Below are 20,884 nucleotides of genomic sequence, written 5' to 3' on the forward strand. Positions count from 1 at the left end.
CAACATTGCCAACTTGTCGAAATCTTCGGCGGCAGCTCTGCGAATCTCAATTGTCTCTGAAGCACTGTGATCCTCTCCTGACCCATGCGACCCACGCAGCGGGCTAGGCAATGCGCTCCTACATGTCCGTGGTGGGTAAAGCCCGTCCGCAGCCAAAAATCCTATGATTAGAGTTGTTCTCGATGACCTCCGATACGGATTCTCTCGCCGGGCTTATTTCGATTTGGTCGAGGTCATTGAATCCTGCATCGCCCGACAGCCGCGCCGTCGGTAGGGATCAGCAAGCGTTCAATTTCCAGATGGTGGCTGCGAGAGGCGGATACCAACGTTTCTCGTCTGAACGTAGCCGTCCAGCGCTTCCTGACCCTTCTCCCTGCCGTAGCCGGACTGGTTTATCCCACCGAACGGTGTTTCCACCCCGCCCACATACCACCCATTCACGTACACTTGACCGGCCCAAAGGCGGTCGGCGGTCCAGAGGGCCCGGTCAATATCCCGCGTGAACACGCCCGCTGCCAGACCGTGAACGGTGTCGTTCGCGAGATTGACGGCCATTCCCGGATTATCGAACGTGGTAACGGCAAGAACAGGACCGAATACTTCTTGCTGGAAGAGATTGCTGTCTCGCGCGACATCGGCAAACACCGTGGCCGCCATAAAGTAACCGCTCCGCTCCGAAAGCGCAGTCCCGCCGGTTACGAGTCGCGCGCCCTGCGAGAGGGCCGTCTGGCAGGCCCGCTCAACTCCTTGTCGTTGGTTTCGGGAGATCAACGGGGTGATGTCGCAGTTTTCGCGTCCTGGACCGACCGACAGTCCTTCGACGCAGACCCTCACTCTTTCCACCAGTTTGTCTGCAATAGAACGTTCCACAATAAGACGTGTAAGGTTGTTGCAATTCTGGCCTGCATTCAGAAAGGTCCCGACGCGTACCGCTTCCACAACGCAGTCGAGGTCGGCATCGGAATACACAACTGCAGCCGACTTTCCGCCCAGTTCCATTATGCAGGGCACGATCCGATCCGCTGCCGTCTTGAGCACCGTCCGCCCAGTAGTAATCGAGCCCGTGAAGACGATGTGGCGAACGTCGGGATGTTCGATCAGCGCCTGGCCTGCCGTTTGGCCGTATCCAGTGAGCACGTTGACCGCTCCGGCAGGCAGCCCCGCTGTCTCACAGGCACGCGCAAGTTCAACTCCGGAAAGGGGAGCTAGTTCCGGCGACTTCACCACGACTGAGTTGCCGGTTGCGATGGCGCAGGCCAGCGAGCGGGCCGTCAGTTCAAGTGGACCATTCCACGGAACGATCTGGGCGGACACGCCGAAGGGACTTCTGACTGTGTAGTTGACCAGGTTGGCCCCGCGCGGGATCGAGCGCCCTTCAAGTTTGTCGGCCAAGCCACCATAGTATCGCAGGTATCTGATGGCGGTCTGAACCTCGCCATCGGCAAGTTCCAATGCCTTCCCCGTCTCCGCGCAGTTAATGGCTGCGATCTCGTCGAAACGCGCTTCAAGGGCGTCGGCAACGCGAAACAACATGCGACCGCGATCATACGGATGCATGTCTATCAGCACGCGGTCGCGAAAAACGCGGTGAGCAGCAGTAACGGCAAGCTCGATGTCTTGGGGTCCTGCTTCAGCTACGACAGCAATCGTTTCGGCGCTCGCCGGGTCATCGACCTCGATGCGTGTGCCGGACACAGAATCCCGCCACTCGCCATCGATATAATTTTTGACTACGTCGTTGCTGGCCATCCAGTCCTCTTTCTTATCGCTCGATTTTCTTCGAATTGGCGCAGCGACAGTGGTCGGCGCCGCAGGAAGAACGGCAACCGTGGTATCGGTCCGGCAGTGAAAGCCCTAGTCTGCCGTTCAGCCGCTCCGAGTTCGCCCACTGCCACATGCCACGGAACGGCCTTCCCGTTCCGTGACTGCGAGCGGCCCGATTTTGGACCTGCTAGTGGCCCGGTGCTTTGTCGGCTAGCGAGCCGCGCCTCCACCGTCGAGGGTAGTCGCTACTGCGCCAATGCTGTCGCGAATGATGGACAGACCACGCCGAAGGTCAGCCTCGGCGATGGTGAGGGCAGTCATGAACTTAAGCACCTCACCGTATGAGCCGGCGATCTCGATCACCAAGCCCCGACGAAAAGCCTCCTGGGAGACCAGACCTGGCAAGGAGTGGTGCTTCGGTGAAACGAGTCCGTACATCAGACCGCGGCCTCGCACGCTCAGGCCGAGGGTGGGGAATTCCTCGGTAATCGCGTTGAGTTCTTGGACCAAGATCGCAGACTTGCGAGCGATCTCATCCTCGAACTTGGAGTCGGACCAGTAAGCTTCGAGGGCCGCACGAGCAGTGACGAAAGCATAGTTGTTGCCTCTGAAGGTCCCGGTGTGTGCGCCCGGGGCCCAGACATCAAGTTCAGGCTTGATGAGAATAAGGGCCATTGGGGTTCCGATCGCCGACAAAGATTTGGACAGGGTAACGATGTCCGGCACAATTGCAGCCGCTTCGAAACTGAAGAAACTGCCCGCGCGACCGACCCCGGCCTGGATGTCATCGAGGATCATCAAGATTCCGTGCCGCGACGTTAGCTCGCGCAGCCGTTGCAGCCAAGTAACGCTCGCAGCATTGATGCCGCCTTCACCTTGGATCCCTTCCAGGATCACCGCGGCAGGTTTGTCGAGGCCACTGTTGGGGTCATTGAGAAGCTTTTCGAAGTAATCGATTGTGTCAACTGACGCCCCCAGGTAGCCTTCGTATGGCAACGATGTCACATGGGCGAGGGGAAACCCGGCAGCGGCCCGGTGCTCCTTGTTTCCCATCGCTGCCAATGCTCCAGCGCTTTCCCCATGGAACGAGTTGGTAAACGAGACGATGTTCGATCTCCCGGTCACCTGGCGAGCCAGTTTTAGACTCGCTTCGACCGCGTTCGTACCTGTGGGGCCGGGAAACTGTAATTTGTATGTCAGACCACGAGGCTTGAGAATGTATCGCTCGAAAGCTTCGATGAAGGCTTTCTTGGCCGTCGTGGCAAGGTCCAGCCCATGCACAATTCCGTCGCGCTCGATATAATCCAGCAGCGCCTTCTTGATGACGGGGTTGTTGTGCCCATAATTCAAAACGCCTGCACCGGCGAAAAAGTCGAGATATTCCCGACCGTCTGCAGCGATGAGAGTGGTCCCGACTCCGCGATCGAATAGGGCGGGGAAGGCGCGGACGTAGCTGCGCACCTCAGACTCCAGGCGATTGAAAACCGCGAGACCTGCATCCATTTCAGGTGCGAATTGCTTGCTCATAGGCGAACTCCTCAATCTGAAGCCTGCAAAGCCAGGCCTCTTCTGCTTTATGAAGTGGCGTGTAGGTGCCGTTGTGAGACAATAGCGCGCTACATTGGGCGCCTTGCGCAAATTCTGAGCGGCGGGATGCAGTAATTATGCGAAATTGCCGGCAGGTTGCATAAGGCCGGCGGTTTGTGTGGCTGCGGTGACGATTTTTCCCAACCACCTCAAGACGGCTGCATTTGATGCAGCAACCGGGGCAGGCGAACCTAGCGCTCGATTCCCTATACACAGATGAGACTCTTGGCAGCGTGAGCCAACGAATGGAAGCCGAAGCGCGGAAATAGAGGTCCCCCCTATCATCATCGTCCAGTCGGCTTAGCGTTTAAGTTCCGAGACGTTTCCTCGGCCGAACTGGGCGCAAGGCCTCGGCTTTTGACCGTCGGCTGCCATTGTCAGTTGGGCGATGGTGGACAGCACTCTTCGGCCAATGGCTATAACTGACGTCGAGGACGATAGCCGACTTTGGTCCCATGCCTGGCCTGATCGTTTGGGCTTCCGTCTGCGCGGGGTTGAGGCTACAGTCGAGTGCATATCGCAGTTTTTCTGCGCAAATTGCAGCTATTCCGGAGAATGACCATGGAATTGGATCGGATAGATCTGAAAATCTTAAGCGCTGTTCAGCGCAACAATCGCCAAACAACGGAAGAATTGGGCCAACTGGCCGGTATATCGCCCACGGCCTGTCAGCGGCGATTGAAGCAGTTGCGACAAATTGGCGTAATTGAGGCTGATGTTGCAATCGTGTCGCCTGAGGCGGTGGGCAGGTCCCTGATGATGCTGGTCTTGGTCGACATTGAGCGCTATCGTTCCGACGTCATCGATCGCTTCAAGCAGTCTCTACAGAAGGCGCCTGAAGTAATGAGCGCGTATGCGGTCACCGGTAACGCCGATTTCGTTCTCCTTCTCTCCGTGCGTGACTTGGCAGAGTACGACGCATTCTCGAGGCGTTTCTTCTTTGATAGCCCGGCTGTTAGAAATTACAGCACGATGATTGTGATGGATCGCACGAAGGTAACCTTGGCGGTGCCAATCGATGTATAGAACGCGCAATCTTACGCGCATTCAACAACTGGTTGATCCGATTCACCGATGACTGGCGCAAGGGTCAGCCGCCTTGCCCGCCGGCCATGATTGGGACGGGAGTTTTCGTACCGCTAAAGCGGCGATGGAGCGCAAGGCGAAGCATCATTCTGCTCCTTACAACGGCCTCGTCAGCGCGATGCTGCAAAAGCACTTCTGGACCTACCGGGCTGCATTCTGATGTATCTCGCGATAGGTTTGTCCCCTTCAGTCGCGATGCGCTTTGTCCACTTAAGTCACGACGCTCCGGCATCGCCTTCAGCCCTGATGGACTGCTGGCAAGGTCATGTTTAAACGTTCCGCCCCGTTGGGAGGCCGCCATAATGCGAATCTCTTAAGAATGCGCTGATTTCCTGCGTCCTGCAAGATAATTGCGCGTTTTTGCTTGCTCGCCGTCTGCTAGATTTTTGCCCGACTCAGACATTTGCGAGTTTGCGTGGTTTTCGATTATATCGTCGTGGGTGGTGGCTCCTCTGGATGCGTGATGGCGAGCAGGCTCTCCGCCTATGGCGCTCGCGTGCTGCTCATTGAAGCTGGCCCTGATACGCCGCCGAATGCCATTCCTGACGACATCCAGGATGGCGACCCAACGCGTGCTTACCTTAATCCCGGTTATCGATGGCAGTCACTCCACGCGACAACGGTGCGAGGTGGCCGCAAGCCTGTCCATTACGAACAGGCGCGCGTCATGGGTGGCGGCTCCAGCATCAATGCCCAAGTCGCCAACCGCGGCGGGCCCGGAGATTACGATGAGTGGGCCTCAAGCGGTGCAACGGGCTGGGGTTGGGAAGACGTGCTGCCCTACTTCCGTCGTCTAGAATGCGATTTGGATTTCGGCGGGGAATTTCATGGCACGAACGGCCCCTTGCCAATCAAACGTGTGCGCCAATCAGACTGGTCGGGCTTCATCCGGGCAATCTCCGATGCTTACGATGCTTTGGGGCTTCATTTCAGGCCAGACTTCAATGGTGCATTCGGTGATGGCTATTCAGTTGTCCCATTGACCAACCGCAATGGTCATCGGGTCTCCTCCGCGATGGCGTACTTACCCGAAACCGTCCGCTCTCGCCGCAATCTAACGATTTTATCCGAAACGACAGTTGCGCGGCTGACCTTTTTGGGAACAACGGTAACGGGGGTCGAGACGGAGAACAAATCGGGCGTGCAATCGTATAGCGCTTCTTGCGTTATCCTGTGCGCAGGAGCACTCCATTCACCCGCCATATTGATGCGCTCCGGGATCGGCCCCGCGAAGGAATTAGTACAATTCGGAATCCCTATCGTTGCAGATTTGAAAGGTGTGGGCCAGAATCTTCAGGAACACCCCACGATTTGCGTTTCGGCCTATTTGAAGCCGGCCGATCGCTTGTCACCCGGCGTGAGCGAATATATTCAGATGCACGCCCGCTACTCGTCGGGTTACGAAGGCTGCCCGTCGACCGATATGGCAATATCGACTGTTGCCAAATCATCCTGGCACCCGCTGGGGAGGCGCCTCGGCACTCTCGCCGTGTGGGTCAATCGCAGCTACTCGACGGGAACTGTGGCGCTCAAGGGTAGTTCGCATAAAATAGAGCCGGAGGTCGATTTCAACTGGTTGAGCGACAAGCGGGACGCCGAGCGCCTCAAGCAGGGCTTTCGCTTCATAGTCCGCCTGCTGCAGCAAGATTCGCTGTCCTCTGTGGCGCTGGACCCGTTTCCGTCAGCGTTGAATGCGCGAGCGAAGCTGGTGAGCAAGGTCACAAGCACAAACTATGCACTCACGTCATTTCTGGCGCTGCTCATGGACGCGTCGCCGCGGCTGCGCCGTGGGCTGATTAGGCGCGTCATAACGGATGGGGATAGCATTTCCGATCTCGTCAACGACGAGAAACATCTGGATCGGTATATTCGCCAGAACGTCATCCCAAGTTGGCATCCGACGTCGACCTGCAGGATGGGGGCAGCCGCGGATCCTGGCGCTGTGACCGATCCGTCGGGACGCGTTCATGGTATTTTGGGTTTGAGGATCGCCGACGCTTCCGTCATGCCATTTTGCCCTCGGGCGAACACAAACATTCCGACGATTATGGTGGCTGAGAAATTGGCCGACACAACCTTGAGAGACGGCAGACGGAGCTAGGCCAGGCGGCATGTACATTCTGCCGGAGCGCTGCCGCAATGTGGTGTTCACCGAGCCGCTTGCTAAGTTCACCGAAGCCCTGCTCATGCCGAATGGCAATCCCAAAAGACCAGCACTCCTTTGACGATATTCGTGATAAGGGCCTAACGCTGGTCACCACCGCCGGTTCCGACACGGTCACGACCGCCAAAGACGCGGGCATTCCGGAGGATCGTGTCATGCAGGTCGCCGGCCAGGCCGAATTCTTGCAGGCAGTGAAGGTCGGCCGCGCGGCGGCGGGGTCGCTAAACTACTTCACGGTAAGGAGCTCGCTGACAAGGTCGACAGCGTTGAAATGGCAGATCCGTTCACCCCGCCGGCTGGGAAGGCCGGCTACCCAAGTCTCGCCTTCCTGCCCAATCAGCAGGCGGTCGATGCCTTCAACGAGGTATTGAATACTTATATCGGCTCCGACCAAATGATGCAGTCGGTCAAAATACGGCTACACCAAAATCAATCTGCCGGACGGCACCAAGACCGGCGACCTGTGCAAGGGTTGAAATCTTGCGGGGAATGCCACCCATGCACCTAAAAGGCTCCCGGCCGCAGTGGCTGGGCGACGACAGAGCAAAGTGACAAGACGCGAGGCTCCGGGGTGCCGATTTCCGGTATTCAGACGAGATAGTTCGGCAACGTGGCATGTGAGGCTGCTACGCTCAGGAGTGAGCAATGGCAGTCCATCTCGCATGTCGCAATGCCGACCTGATGCCCCTCCTTTTGCCGAGGAACCGATGATCACCAAGCATCGCGTATCGGTTGATGGTGTCGAGACATCGTACTGCGAGAACGGAGCTGGTAGGCCGATTGTTTTCCTGCAGGGGGCGGGCTTCCGTGCAGAGGCTAAGAGTTCCTTTGTTCGGCAGCTGAACGGGCTATCCGATCAATTTACGGTAGTAGCGATTGATCAACTCCATTTTGGGGGAACGGATTATCCTGCTGACTGCAAATACATTAACCGGCTCGGTCGTGTGAATCATGTAATTAGCTTCCTCCAACAACTGGGTTTGAAGCAGATCACGCTAGTCGGCCATTCAGAAGGATCATTCGTCGACGCGCGGGTCGCGATCGTGCGTCCCGATCTTGTTTCTAAGCTTGTCCTGCTGACCGCTAACTCCGTGTCGCCGGCGTTCGGAGATGACCGTGACGAAGCTTGGCTGGAGGCCTGCCGGCAGGCTTACGGCTGTTCCGGCCCGATGCCGAGCGAAGAGGAATACATCACCGCACGGCGGAAAAGCTGCCGCGCCCACGGGCAGGATGTGGAATGCGCCGAGCGAGAAGCCTATCGGCGGGCCGCGGCTCGGGGACAATGGGAGATCTGGCAGAGATTGCCGGAAGACGAGACAAACCTGCATCGTTATCCACTGCTGCAGCAGAAGTATATCTTCCCCTACCTTGATCAGCTTCAGGCCCAGACGTTGATCATCTGGTCCAAGAACGACCCTACCGCGACGCCGGAGCAAGGGATCAACCTGGCGAAGCTGATCAGGAATTCAGATTTCCATCTGCTCAATAATGCCGGCGATTCCGTCCAGGTTGATCCGGAGCGAAGCCGTGAACAGACTCATCCGTCAATGGCACGAATGATCAACTGTGACGGGAACAATGCTCGGGCCAGCGTCTCCGAGGCGAATCTCTCAGCGGCGTGTCGCATACGACGAACTTGTGCCCTGCCATGGCAACAAGGGCATAGCCCAGGCGGTGGCGCCCATCCAACCGGGCAGGGCAGGAGTCATGCAAGACGTGGTGTGCCTCAGTTGGCCATACCACAGCTCGCGATTGTTCACTTCCAACGAACCACGGGGATGACGGAAATGTGCGTATGCACCCAAAAATCACCGAATTTCTGCGAATAACTTGCATTTCTCGCACAAAGCACCACAGCTGCGCTGCTACGCTCACGAAGCATGCACAAGTGGCGTAGCAAAGGATCGACTGGAGGAATCTATACCTAAGTGGGGACCCTGCAGCTCACACGATGATGGGAACCGCCGGACTACAAGCTCAACAAATGATGCAATGGTCTTTTCCCGAGGCATATCGGGAGACCATCGGCGATGCGAAAACGGAGGACTAACCAGTGGTCAAGTGGAAACTCGACGAATGCTTTAAGGCTGCAATCTTGAAGAGGATTGCCGCGCTCGGCCTGGCGGCGATGACAATCTCGTCCTTTGCCGGTTCGGCCTCGGCGGAGTCGCTGCTCGATAAGATTAAGAACGGAGAAACGATCCGTCTTGGCTTCACCAATGAGCCTCCCAGTGCCTATCCTGGTGCGAACAACGAGCCGCTTGGCCTGGTCAATGTGATGACACTGGACGTTCTGAGAAAGATGGGAACGACCAAAATCGAGCCGGTCGTAACCGATTGGGGTTCCCTTGTCCCGGGCCTCCAGGCTGGTCGCTTTGACATCATCACGGGCGGCATGTGGATTAAGCCGGAGCGGTGCCGCAACGTCCTGTTCAGCGAACCGATCGCATCGAGCAATGATTCGATGATCGTGCCGAAGGGCAATCCGGAAGCGCTGCATTCCCTCCATGACGCTCAGAAGAAGGGGCTTACCCTGGCCATCATGACGGGTACCACCGCAGTCGAGCAGGCGAAGAAATTAGGTTTCCCTGACGACAAGGTTATGCAGGTCGCCGGACCGCCCGAGGTCGTACAGGCTGTAAAGGCCGGCCGCGCCGCTGCCGGCTCGCTCTATAGTCTGAACGCGACGACTCTTGCCGAGCAGGATCCCAGCATTGAGGTGGCTGACCCGTATACCCCGCCGGGACCGAATGAACATCCCGCCATAGCCTTCCCGCTCAGCGAACAGGCTGCGGTAGACGCGTTCAATGCTGTGTTGAAAGACTATATTGGCTCTGACGAAATGATGGCCGCGGTCGGCAAATATGGTTACACCAAACGCGATCTCCCGGATGGCAGCAAGACCGCTGATCTTTGCAAGGGCTGAAGCTATGCGTCTGACCGCTCCCCGGCCCTTGGCCGGTAGGCGGTCAGTGGGGAGGGCATATGAGTAAGGTCGATCTCAGCTTTATCTTTGCCGTGCTCACCAAGGGCGTCATGACTACGGTCATCGTCACTCTTGGCGCCTGCGTCGTAGCGATCGTCCTTGGGCTTTTCGTGGGCCTGACCCGAGTCTCTCCCCGTCGGCAGTTGCGCTGGTTCAGTATCGCCTACATCGAATTCTTCCGCGGGACGTCCATGCTGGTTCAGCTCTACTGGTGGTTCTTTGTATTGCCGATTTTCGGTATTTTCCTGTCGCCGTGGACTGTCGGAATTTTGGGGATCGGAATGAATGCCTCTGGCTACGCAGCCGAGTATGTCCGCGCCGCCATTCAGGCCGTTGATAGGGGCCAGTATGAGGCATCTACAGCGCTCAATTTTTCGCGGCTCACCATGATGCGGCGTATTATCCTCCCACAGGCAATGCGCGCCATGCTGCCGACCTGGGGTAACATGCTCATCGATGTGCTTAAGGGTAGCTCGCTCGTCTTCTTCATCACCATTCCCGAATTTACTAGCGCCGCCAAGCAGGCGGCCGACGCAACTGGCGATTATATGCTGTTCTTTGCGGTTGCACTATTCGGTTATTACATCATCGCGCGCGCCCTCATCACTCCTTTCGTGCGCTGGCTGGAACGCCGCGTCTCGCGCGGTTTCGTTCGGGAGCAGGTGGCTTGAAGATCTGGGATTGGTCTTACGTATGGGAGGCTTTCCCATATCTCTATCAGGGAGCGATCGTCACCATTGAGGCTACGCTGCTCGGGTTTGCGATCGCGCTGATATTGGGTCTTGTCTTCGCGATGATTCGCCAGTCGCCAAACCGCTACGTCTCGACCACCATGGCGGAGATCGTGGAGTTTATCCGTTCAACGCCCTTGCTGCTGCAGTTGTTCTTTGTCTATTTCGTTGGTCCGCAGATCGGAATCTTCATTCCTGCCTGGACGGCGGGAGTTGGCGTGCTGGGGATCCACTATGCAGCCTATTGTTCCGAAGTCTTCCGCGGCGGCATCGAGAATGTGGATGGCGGCCAGTGGGAGGCCTGTACGGCACTAAACCTTTCGCGAACGCGGACCTGGCGAACAATCATTCTGCCGCAGGCGATCCCGCCCATGGTGCCAGCTCTGGGCAATTACTTCATCGGCATGTTCAAGGACACGCCGGTCCTGGCGGCAATCTCGATCTTCGAGATGCTGCAGCAGGCGAAAAATTTCGGGGGCAATAACTATCGATACATAGAAGCGATCACTATGTGCGGCTTCTTCTACTACGTGTTCAGCTTGGTTGCTTCCGCTATCGTGCAGTCGGTCCGCGTCTGGCTCAACCGCCGCTACCATCTGCAATAGGGAGGCCTTATACTATGAGCGAATTTGTGCTTCGCTTCGAGGACGATCTCACGAAGCGCCCTAGGGCATCAGCCAGGCGGGACGAGCTTGACCTCGATATCAGGCGCAGCGAAAAAGTCATGAACGAACCCATAGTTCGCTTCGAGAACGTCACAAAGCGCTACGGCGCGTTGACGGTGCTGGACGAACTCAATCTCGAGATCGCACGCAACGAGAAGGTGTCCATCATTGGTCCGTCCGGCTCGGGCAAGACCACCGTTCTGCGCATGCTGATGACGCTTGAGCACATCAACGGGGGGGTGATATGGGTCGACGGTGAACCGTTGACGCATACGCAGAAGAACGGCCAAATAGTGCCGGCGAGCGAGCGTCATCTCCGTCGCGTGCGTGCCAAGATCGGTATGGTGTTCCAGCACTTTAACCTGTTCCCGCATATGACTGCTCTGCAGAACTGCATGGAGGCGCCGATCTCCGTCCTTGGGCTCTCGAAGAAGGAGGCGGAGGCCCGAGCGGCAGAGCTGCTCGACTTGGTGGGCCTCGGCGACAAGAAGAACCATTTCCCGATCCAGCTTTCCGGGGGCCAGAAGCAACGCGTGGCGATCGCTCGGGCGTTGGCCATGCGGCCCAAGGTGATGCTGTTTGACGAGGTGACATCAGCGCTTGACCCGGAACTGGTTGGAGAGGTGCTCAACGTCATCCGCAAGCTCAGCGCCGAACATGACCTCACAATGCTGATGGTCACGCACCAGATGGGCTTTGCCAAGGAGTTCTCCGATCGCGTGTGCTTCTTTTCTGGCGGTAAGATTGTCGAGCAAGGCCCGCCCAGCCAGCTTTTAGGCAATCCGCAAAACGAGCGAACGCAGCAGTTTCTCAATGCGGTGCTGGAGACGAGGTGAGTTGCGGGTTGTGCCGCTAGTTGAGTTATCCCGTGGGTGGCTTCCGGGCAGGAACTGGTCCGTTCGGAGCAGGCTGCCCTGCGACGAACCTACGCGCGGTTTTTCAGGGCCGGGTTGATGTCGAGGTTACTGCCCCAGTTCATTCAGGACTGCATAACTAGGATCGTCCGGTCCAAGCCCCAGATTGGTCGAGTTAGGTAAATAGCGCTGCCCGTTCGGCAGTTGCGAGCTTGAAGATCTGATGTGCGTTCAATCTGCCATTCAGGGCATCTGGGCTCTGGAAAGTGCCCTAACACGATTGTCTGACGGCGGACGCAAACCCGGTATCCTACAGGCCCGGGGAGGGTCGCACAAGCGTTCTGCGGTTTCCCAGTTTTTACGGCTTTCATGCGAATGCACCAAAACAATGCCGACTTACTGCGCCTGGAAAGGCATGTTTCTCTGAAACAGCCGTTTCGACGCTGTTAAATTCGTGCATTCAGAGAGAACCTGTATCGCGCAGGTGATGGGCATTTGCTGCCGAAATCACCATCTTAGCTGCTTCCAGAAGAAGGATGCTTCCGTGACAACTCAACAAAGGGCCCTCGGAATTATTGGGCTGGAGATCGGACTTCCGCCTCGTGAATTTCCGCCACCGCAACCGGAGTCGGTCTTCAACCCGGCAACTTTCGACTTCCCAATTATAATAGAGACCGCGGCCGGGGCTTTGGAGGAGAGGGTCATTCCCGGTGATGCTTCTCTCGAGCCGGCCTACATTGCAGCTGCCAGGCGGTTGGTCGAGCGCGGAGCAGTCGCGATAACCGGGGACTGCGGGTTCAGTATCCGGTACCAGGCTGCAGTGGCCGCGTCTGTCGAAGTCCCGGTGGCCATGTCGAGCCTGCTACTGGCGCCCACGCTACTCCGGCAGCTTCCAGCTGACGCAAAGCTCGCCGTTGTGGCCGCAGACTCAAGACACTGCGGCAAAGAGCTGCTGGGCATAGATTCATCCGCAGAGGCAAGAGTAGTCATCGGCGGCATTGAAGGTGACGCGTGGCCGGCTGGTGTTGTTGAAATGGAGTCGGAGGTTGCAGCCTGTGTCGCGCGACTTGGCGCCGCACATCCGGGGATTGCCGCCCTCCTATTTGAATGTACATTGTTCCCGATGGTGACGTCAGCAATCCGTCGTAGGACAGGACTGCCCATCTATGACGCCGCGACCCTTTATCGGATGACATTCGCGTCCGTGGCTTGACCGCTTGGAGGCCACTATCCCAAAATATGAGCTCATGTCTGGTATGAGTTGCGGCTCGTTATTGTAACACACGTCCGCATCTTGTCGAATACTCTGTCGAGACTGGATCCTCGATTTCCGAGGTCAGGACGCGGTGCCTGAGATGCAGGTTGGATTTTTGGAACTCGTGCTGGTCGACCGTGATCCAGACGCTAAGCGGCGACCGACTTCGGCCGGAGTTGAAGCAGGGCGATCAAGGGCCACAAAAATCACTTCAGCCACCTGAGCAGGAGGGAGAAGTTGTATCCGGCGGCGGCCAGGACGGCGTTGAGGGCGTCGCCCTGCTGGCCGGCGAGGTAGTTGCGGCCCATGCGGTGTTCGTTCTTGATGTGGCCGATATGACGCTTGCCAGCGTGTGGCCGTCATAGGGATTGCCGGGCAGCGCTTTTGCATGCAGGGCGAACTGGCCGCCCTTGGAGCGCTTCAGCGTGGTGGCCACCGACACCTTCACACCGAACTCGTAGGGCATATGCGCCTTGCCCTTGCCAATGCATTCCACCTCGTGCGCGTGCAGGCTGTAGATCTTGCGGCCGCGCTGGCGCTGGCGTTGCTAGAGAACGGTGGCGGCCTGGTAGAACGGCCATTTGAAGAGCGCGTCCAGCCCCGCATCGCCGGCGATCTGGCGAGAAATGTCGCGAATGGTCCGGCCGAGATAGGTCTTGAGCCTGCGCAGCGCCTTGTTGGCCCGCTTGAACTGCTTGGCGTGGGCATAGCGCTGGTGGCTGATCAGCGCCAGCTGATAGCTCTGGCGCAAATGGAGCTCCTTCCCTCTTGGCCAGCCGCACCAGCCGTTCGCGCGCCCGGTTGATGAGCTTGGCGTCGGTCGGGAACATGACGTTCTTCGGCTGCACGGTTGTGTCGACGATCACCTGGCGCGTGTCGGCCGGCTTCATCGCCCCGGTCTTGACCGCAAGGCTGAGGCTCTCCTGCAACAGCGCCACGATCCGCTCCTCGCCCATGCGGCTGCGCCAGCGCGTCATCGACGAGAGGTCGAACGGCAGCGTATGGCAAAAGAACGTCTCGCCGGTGAGATACTGGAAGTAAGGGTTCTCCACCCAGCGCTCGCACAGCACCTCATCCGACAGGTTGAAGGTGTGCTTGAGGATCGCCAGCCCCGCCATCAGCCGGGTCGGCAGCGGCGGCATGCCGGGGCCGTCCGAATAGACGGCGCCGAAACGCTCCTCCAGCACCGGCCGGTCGATCGCCTGCTTCATGTTGATGATCTGATCGAGCCTGGAGCGGAACAGGTCCTGCTCTCCCGTCTCGCGTGGCTTGGACATTCGCCGTCCCCTCGATTCGCCGCCGCCGAACCGAGTGAATCACGCTCCGCAGCACAAGGGAATCGCAAAACCGAATTGCAGGAAAACAGCGTCCAAATACCGCTAATCCTGCAATTCAAAAGACGCTATCCGCCTCAATCAAAAGGCCAGATCAATGGCTTGCGGATAGTTCACGGTCGACGAGCTGGCGGCCACGCATCAGGCTGGAGATCCATCAGCGTTTACATCGTTTTTCAACGGGCGGCTCAAGCTCCGTGTTGTTGCGCGGCGCGCAGCTTGTCGAACGCCTCTTAGACCGTCGTGTGCCGGAAGAGGATATCCTCTGGAATTTCGGCATCGACATTCCGACATCACACATCCGTGATAAAGGCGTTTGCGGCTCGACGGGACCCTCCAACCCGAGGTCGCGAACAGAACCTGAATGACTGCCTCGTTTGCTATATGCGAATTGTCCGTGGGCGCCGCCAGGAGCTGGAACCGGCCAATCGACTTTAATTCTGGCTAGCTGTGCCCAGAATCGAGAAAAACGCCGGATTCATGCAGGCACAGCGGCCAATTTGCAGGAACCACCCCCCTGGGCACTGCTACTTATCTGGAATGAGGGGACTGTGGAGCTTCCGTCAAAAGGAAGCCAGATGTTCCGGGTTGAGGCCGTAGATCATCGTGGTCGTGTGAACATGAAGTGATGATAAAGCCGGCAAACAGGGAGGATAAAATGAGCCAATACTCATATAATCGTCGTGCGCTTATGAAGGCAATGCTGGCGATTTCGGCGACCCCTTGGGGGATTAACTCGAGGGCGTTCGCCTCGTCGTGCGACGATCGCATCCTGCGAATCGGCGGACTGGGTGGAGGCCCTGATTCGATGAACCCCTTCGCCACTTGGGGCTCCTTTTGGCCCTTGGCTATTTGCTATGATTTCTTGGTCTGCATAGACGCCCAGCGATACGACGATCGAAAGGGCTTTGCCCAATCTTGGTCCGTCGCCGACGACAACCTCACTTGGACCTTCAAGATCTGGCCCGGCATGAAGTGGTCGGACGGCCAGCCTGCTACCGCTAGGGACGCGGCGTTCACTTATAGTTATTTGCACGATTCCATAGGCAAGCCCGACGAGCTAAACGTCGGGTGGAACAGCACCAGCGGTCTTGAGAACGTCGAGTCCATCAAAGCGTTCGACGACGAGACTTTGCAGATCGTGACCAAGTTCCCCGCGACCTGGCCAATAGACAATATCATAATGATCGTTCCCGAGCACATTTGGAAGGACATCAGCTATGCTGACGCACGCGTAACCTTCCGCAACGATCCGCCTTTGGTGGGTACGGGACCTATGATCGTTTCGGAGTTTCACCAGGGCCAGTTTACACGCCTGACGCCGAACCCCTATTTCCGTACGGGGAAGCCCCAAATCGCGGGGGTGATCCTGCGGTCCTTCGATGCCGCCGATCCGATTGCGCAAGGTCTTAAGAGCGGGGAACTCGATTATGGCAACTACCTGACGTCCGCCCAGTGGGCTGATCTCTCGAAGGATCCCGACATTGTAGTCGGTGAATCCCGCATAGCTCAGAAAACCTATCTCGCCTTCAACACCGCTTCGGGAGATGGCGCAGGTAGCACCAAGGCTCTGCAGGATCCGGCGTTTCGCGATGCGCTCGGCTACGCGATCGATCAGAAGGCCATCGTCGATCGAGCCATGCGCGGACACGCCGACCCTGGTGTCGGACTCGCAATGCCGGTGGCGGCCGATTACTATTCAGATCTGAACGACATCAGGCGCCACTTCGATCTCGCCGAAGCCAACCGCCGGCTTGACGCCGCAGGGTACCGGGACACGAACGGCGATGGCATTCGGGAGGACAAGGACGGGAAGAGTTTCCAGCTAGAGCTGGTGTCTGGACCTTCAGCAAATATAGAGATGCCGGTCGCGGCAGTGCAGTTTATCGCTGGCTGGTTGGAGCAAATCGGTATCCCTGTATCGGTGACTCGGCTCGACTCCGGTGCGCTGAGCGCCCGCGCCGCAGCTCCGGCGAAAGGCGGCGGAGGGTGGGATCTGCTCATTTCCGATACCTGGCAAGGCCCAACACCTAAAGACCTGCTCATCTTCGGCAGCAGCAATTCCATCGGCATCAAGAACAAGGCGTACTGGACGAATGCGGAGTTCGACAAACTGTTCGCGGAGGTGCAGGTCACCGTTGACCTCAAGAAAAACCAAAAGCTGGTCGACCAGGCAGCGCGACTAATTTATACTGAAGCGCCTTACATCGTACTATGTTACCCCACCCTGCTCGAAGCCCACCGGAGGGATTGCTTCGAGGGTTGGGGAAAGCAAGGCATCATGTCGATGGACAGCTACTTCCCATTCGATCGCTTGAAGCCGGTGCCCGCGCCGTGAACGGAGGGGGAGGGAGCCGTCACATCCTGCGCATCATCGTCAGGGCCTCTATAACCCTCCTGATGGTGGCAGTCCTGAACTTCATCCTATTCCGAGTTATTCCAGGTGACCCTGCATCTCTTTTGCTTGGCGGGGCGCGCGTCAGCGTCACCGCCGAGCAGATTGAGGCGCAGAACCAACGTTGGGGCCTTGACCGGCCGCTGTTCCCGGACCAGGCGGTCGACTACCTGTCGGCAACACTCCGCGGCGATTTCGGCTACAGCTTCAAGTTCAGGGGCAGGCATGTCGCAGACCTGATAGCGGAACGCCTGCCGGACACCATAGTCCTAGTCGGGGTTGCTCAGATAATGGCAATCGTTATTGGGGTGATGCTTGGGATCTACGCAGGCTGGCGCCGGGGAGGAGCCGGCGACCGTATCGCAACCGGAGCCTCTCTGGCGCTCTATTCTACGCCGGCTTTCTGGCTCGGCATGATCCTGGTGGTAATCTTCAGCACGGCATTGGGTTGGCTCCCGGGCTATGGTGCATACTCGCCCGGCCTGATCACGGGCTCTCTTGGTTCGTTCCTCGACTACCTGCAACATCTCACGCTTCCCGCCACTGCGGTGGCGCTTGGGCTAATCGGCCAGTACGTCGTCGTCGCTCGTGCCGCAATGAGTGACGTACTCACCGAGGATTACATGGTAACCGCACGGGCGAAAGGGCTGACCAACGGTCAAATGCTGATGCGTCATGCATTTCGCAATGCAATGCTACCGGTCGTGACCTTGATCACCCTCAATATTGGCTATGTGGTCGCCGGGGCCATCACTGTCGAAGCCGTTTTCGCCTGGCCGGGTATCGGCGGGCTGACGGTGGAAGCACTCAACGCACGGGACTACCCAGTCCTTCAAGGCATATTCCTGTTGCTTGGCGTTTCAATTGTTCTCGCAAACCTCGTAGCCGATCTTGCCTACAGCCTTCTAGATCCGAGGGTCCGACAATGAGCGACAATATTGTTCGATATTGCCCGCGAGGCCGGGCGCGCGCAATAAAAGGCTTTCTGCGTCAATTTCTCAGCTATGGCGGTGCTCAGGTGGGCCTCGTATGTCTGGTATTCTTTCTTGTTGTGGGAGCGGTCCCCAATATTCTGGCGGGACCGCTCCAGACTGCGATCAATGCAACTGGCGATTTCCTCGCACCCCCATCAGGCGAGCATCTGCTCGGCACGGACGAAATCGGGCGGGACGTGCTCAATCTGGTCCTCCATGGTGCCCGGATCTCGCTTACGATTGCGCTACTCGCGACTGTGATCAGCCTCGTCGTTGGGACTACAATCGGTACGACCGCTGGCTACTATGGTGGCAGGGTCGACGTCTGGCTGATGCGCTTGACAGACTTCTTTTTTGTCATGCCGTCCTTCGTGCTGGCGCTGGTCATTACACCCGTGGTTCTCGAGGTGATGGGGCGCGGTGGAGAAATCCTGGGCTTCCGTCCTTCTCTTTTCGTGATCATTGTCGTTATAGGCATGACAAGCTGGTCCTTTGTTGCACGTATCGTCCGGAGTCAGACACTGTCGCTTAAGGAGCGACCATTCATTGATCGTGCGCGCGTTGCGGGTAGCAGTAATTTCGGCATCATGGTGCGGCACATCCTCCCCAATCTCGTGCCGCAAATCGCAGCCAATGGTGCGCTGGTGGTCGCCAGCGCAATCTATGTCGAGACATCGCTCTCATTCCTTGGACTCGGGGACCCGTTGCAGCCTTCATGGGGCACTTTGCTTTCGCTCGCTCAGCGCGCCGGCGCGGCCAGTGCTGGAGCCTGGTGGTACCTCGGCGCCCCAGGACTGTGCGTACTCACGGTTTCGCTTAGCTTCGTCCTGATTGGCAGTGCCCTTGACGACACGTTCAATCCACGGCGGAGGGTGATCCCATGACCAGCTCCTCCCAGGACAAAACACCGCTTCTGGAAATAGACCGGCTCTCTGTCGATTATGGGCTCAAGGGCGTTTCATTGCGAGCAATCGACGGCGTAAGCTTCGCGCTCCGAGCCGGAGAGGCCGTGGGCCTCGTCGGAGAATCGGGCAGTGGCAAGACCACGACCGCGATGGCGATCGCTGGTCTACTATCACCCAACGCGCGGGTCAGCGGCGGCCAAGTGCGCTATCGTGGCAACCGACTGCCGATCGACGATGATGCGGCGATGCGGCCACATCGCTGGAGCGAAACGTCCGTTGTCTTCCAGGGCGCGATGAACGCACTTAATCCTGTTCACCGCATTATCAAGCAGATCGCCGAGCCATGCATGCTGAAGCTCGGCATGTCGCGGGGCGAGGCGACCAAGCGGGGAAGTGAGTTGCTTCAACTGGTCGGCATCCCGGCGGATCGTGGTTCCGCCTACCCTCACGAGTTGTCGGGCGGAATGCGACAAAGGGTGATGATTGCCATGGCGCTCGCGTGTCGACCTTCGATTATCATTGGTGACGAGCCCACCACAGCGCTCGACGTCATCACTCAGGCTCAGATCCTTAACCTGCTAGGCGACTTGCGATCGCAGTTGAGCCTCGCCCTGATTTTGATCACCCACGACCTTTCTGTGGTGGCTAAGTGTTGTGATCGCGTAATGATCATGTACGCGGGCCGCATCGTCGAGGATGGCACTGTCGCCGAGATTTTCGCCCAGCCCAAACATCCCTACACCCGACAGCTGATCGAATCGATCCCGAACCCAGCGAGCGGCAAAAAGATGATCCGGCCAATACCGGGTGATCCTCCCAACTTGGTGAATCGACCCTCGGGCTGCGCTTTCCATCCGCGTTGCCCGTCGGTCATGGGGGGGTGCGCGACCGAAGTCCCCAGCCTCAATAAGTTCGGGCGGGGACGTGTCGCCTGTCACCTTCACCGGTCCTTGACGCAAGAAGACAAGGTCGCTGTTCATGCCTGACACTGCCGGCATCCTGCGTCTCGAGAGCCTGCAAGTTCATTTTCCTATCCAGGGCGGTCTGTTCGACCGTGTCCTGGGCCGATCTGTCGGCGCCATGCGCGCGGTAGACGGGATCGACCTCAACGTCGGGCGGGGCGAGATCGTCGCCCTGGTCGGCGAATCGGGAAGCGGCAAGACCACTGTGGGCCGCGTCATCACCAAGCTTGCCAAGCCGACTGGCGGCAGAATGCTGTTCGAAGGCCGCGACATGAGGTCGGTAGAGGGCTTCTCGGCTCTACGTCCGTACCGGCGTCGCGTGCAAATGATCTTCCAGGACGCTTATCAGGCCCTCAATCCGCGACACACCGTGTTCGACATCGTGGCGGAGCCGTTGCAGTCCCTGCGGCTGGTCGGTAACGCCACTCAACTCGCCGACCGGGTGAGTGAAGCGCTTGCGGCCGCTGGGCTCAATCCTCCCGGCGATTTCTTCGCCCGCTTCCCGCACGAGCTATCCGGCGGGCAGCGCCAGCGCGTCGTGATTGCAGGAGCGCTTGCCGTCCGGCCGGAACTCATCGTTGCTGATGAACCTGTATCGATGCTCGATGTCTCGATACGCGCTCAGATTCTTCAGGTCCTGGTTGACTTGCGCGACAGGCACAACATGGCGCTGCTGTTCATCACCCACGATTTGCCCCTTGCCTGGCTGATCGCCGACCGGATTGCGGTCTTGTATCTTGGAAAATTGGTCGAGATTGGTAGCGCCGACGAGATCACATTCAACCCTCGCCATCCGTATACCGTCGCCTTGCGCAACGCCACACCGCAGATTGGCGGCAACGCAGGTCGCGCCGAGTTGCCGGCCCTGCAGGGCGAGGTTCCAAGTGCCGCGCGCGTGCCGAAGGGCTGCCGTTTCCATCCTCGTTGCCCGCTTGCCTTCGACCGTTGCAAAGCTGAGGAGCCGCCGGCGATCGAAGTTGGACCACAGCACCTGTCAGCCTGCTGGCTCGCTAAGTGAAAGGCATGCAATCAGCGCCACCCCAATGAGCGTATTCCATCTGGTATTGCACAGGCAGGTGGGCTGGAACACCACCATGCAGATAGAATGCTGAGACCCGTCGAAATTGGCCACTCCATCTTGAATCAGTCTCAATGTCTGGGAGGCACTCTGAAGTGTGTAATGAACTAGGCCCGATTAAACCGCCAACGCCGCGATACGAAG

At 58.2% G+C, this 20,884-nt stretch carries 15 protein-coding genes and 1 pseudogene; 13 read left to right on the forward strand and 3 right to left on the reverse strand.

Going from position 1 to position 20,884, the window contains the following annotated elements:
- Window positions 1–288: 288 nt before the first annotated feature.
- A complete protein-coding gene (locus tag CK228_RS33765) occupies window positions 289–1,749 on the reverse strand; it encodes an aldehyde dehydrogenase family protein (RefSeq protein ID WP_063169351.1) in 1,461 nt (486 codons plus the stop codon).
- Window positions 1,750–1,974: 225 nt separating this feature from the next.
- Entirely contained in the window at window positions 1,975–3,291 is a 1,317-nt protein-coding gene (ectB, locus tag CK228_RS33770; RefSeq protein WP_063169350.1) for a diaminobutyrate--2-oxoglutarate transaminase, read from the reverse strand.
- 621 nt (window positions 3,292–3,912) lie between these two features.
- Here ectB and CK228_RS33775 point away from each other — a divergent pair.
- The 8 genes from CK228_RS33775 to CK228_RS35560 all read left to right on the forward strand — a co-directional run bounded on the left by CK228_RS33775 (window position 3,913) and on the right by CK228_RS35560 (window position 13,050).
- Complete coding sequence (locus tag CK228_RS33775; protein WP_063169349.1) at window positions 3,913–4,377, forward strand: Lrp/AsnC family transcriptional regulator; 465 nt, start codon at window positions 3,913–3,915, stop codon at window positions 4,375–4,377.
- A 475-nt stretch (window positions 4,378–4,852) separates the two neighbouring features.
- A complete protein-coding gene (locus tag CK228_RS33780; RefSeq protein ID WP_063169348.1) occupies window positions 4,853–6,538 on the forward strand; it encodes a GMC family oxidoreductase N-terminal domain-containing protein in 1,686 nt (561 codons plus the stop codon).
- A 770-nt stretch (window positions 6,539–7,308) separates the two neighbouring features.
- On the forward strand, window positions 7,309–8,430 hold the full coding sequence (locus CK228_RS33790) for an alpha/beta hydrolase (protein WP_063169347.1): 1,122 nt from the start codon (window positions 7,309–7,311) through the stop codon (window positions 8,428–8,430).
- A 224-nt stretch (window positions 8,431–8,654) separates the two neighbouring features.
- The gene (ehuB, locus tag CK228_RS33795) at window positions 8,655–9,527 is read left to right on the forward strand and encodes an ectoine/hydroxyectoine ABC transporter substrate-binding protein EhuB (RefSeq protein ID WP_082826582.1); all 873 of its coding nucleotides are present in this window, start codon (window positions 8,655–8,657) and stop codon (window positions 9,525–9,527) included.
- Between the two features lie 59 nt (window positions 9,528–9,586).
- Window positions 9,587–10,258: an ectoine/hydroxyectoine ABC transporter permease subunit EhuC gene (gene ehuC, locus CK228_RS33800; RefSeq protein WP_063169346.1), complete on the forward strand. Its 672-nt coding sequence runs from the start codon at window positions 9,587–9,589 to the stop codon at window positions 10,256–10,258.
- Complete coding sequence (gene ehuD / locus CK228_RS33805; RefSeq protein WP_063169345.1) at window positions 10,255–10,923, forward strand: ectoine/hydroxyectoine ABC transporter permease subunit EhuD; 669 nt, start codon at window positions 10,255–10,257, stop codon at window positions 10,921–10,923. Before ehuC ends, ehuD begins: the two co-directional genes overlap by 4 nt.
- Before the next feature lie 119 nt (window positions 10,924–11,042).
- Window positions 11,043–11,819: an ectoine/hydroxyectoine ABC transporter ATP-binding protein EhuA gene (gene ehuA / locus CK228_RS33810; protein WP_063170381.1), complete on the forward strand. Its 777-nt coding sequence runs from the start codon at window positions 11,043–11,045 to the stop codon at window positions 11,817–11,819.
- A 562-nt stretch (window positions 11,820–12,381) separates the two neighbouring features.
- Window positions 12,382–13,050, forward strand: a complete 669-nt coding sequence (locus tag CK228_RS35560; protein ID WP_176477193.1) for a hypothetical protein — start codon at window positions 12,382–12,384, stop codon at window positions 13,048–13,050.
- Window positions 13,051–13,298: 248 nt separating this feature from the next.
- On the opposite strand, the pseudogene CK228_RS33820 reads toward CK228_RS35560, so the two are convergent.
- A pseudogene (locus CK228_RS33820) lies at window positions 13,299–14,369 on the reverse strand (IS5 family transposase).
- Window positions 14,370–15,084: 715 nt separating this feature from the next.
- Between CK228_RS33820 and CK228_RS33825 the strand changes: the two are divergent.
- The 5 genes from CK228_RS33825 to CK228_RS33845 are packed head-to-tail and all read left to right on the forward strand — an operon-like array spanning window position 15,085 to window position 20,680.
- Complete coding sequence (locus CK228_RS33825) at window positions 15,085–16,764, forward strand: ABC transporter substrate-binding protein (protein ID WP_063170379.1); 1,680 nt, start codon at window positions 15,085–15,087, stop codon at window positions 16,762–16,764.
- The gene (locus CK228_RS33830) at window positions 16,761–17,750 is read left to right on the forward strand and encodes an ABC transporter permease (RefSeq protein WP_063169344.1); all 990 of its coding nucleotides are present in this window, start codon (window positions 16,761–16,763) and stop codon (window positions 17,748–17,750) included. Before CK228_RS33825 ends, CK228_RS33830 begins: the two co-directional genes overlap by 4 nt.
- A complete protein-coding gene (locus CK228_RS33835; RefSeq protein WP_063169343.1) occupies window positions 17,747–18,679 on the forward strand; it encodes an ABC transporter permease in 933 nt (310 codons plus the stop codon). Before CK228_RS33830 ends, CK228_RS33835 begins: the two co-directional genes overlap by 4 nt.
- Window positions 18,676–19,686 carry an ABC transporter ATP-binding protein gene (locus CK228_RS33840; RefSeq protein WP_063169342.1) on the forward strand — a complete coding sequence of 337 codons (1,011 nt, stop codon included), beginning with the start codon at window positions 18,676–18,678 and terminating at the stop codon, window positions 19,684–19,686. The genes CK228_RS33835 and CK228_RS33840 overlap by 4 nt, the downstream gene beginning before the upstream one ends.
- The gene (locus CK228_RS33845; protein WP_063169341.1) at window positions 19,679–20,680 is read left to right on the forward strand and encodes an ABC transporter ATP-binding protein; all 1,002 of its coding nucleotides are present in this window, start codon (window positions 19,679–19,681) and stop codon (window positions 20,678–20,680) included. The genes CK228_RS33840 and CK228_RS33845 overlap by 8 nt, the downstream gene beginning before the upstream one ends.
- Window positions 20,681–20,884 lie beyond the last annotated feature (204 nt).

It is taken from the genome of Mesorhizobium sp. WSM4312 (assembly GCF_002294875.1).
Taxonomy (GTDB): domain Bacteria; phylum Pseudomonadota; class Alphaproteobacteria; order Rhizobiales; family Rhizobiaceae; genus Mesorhizobium.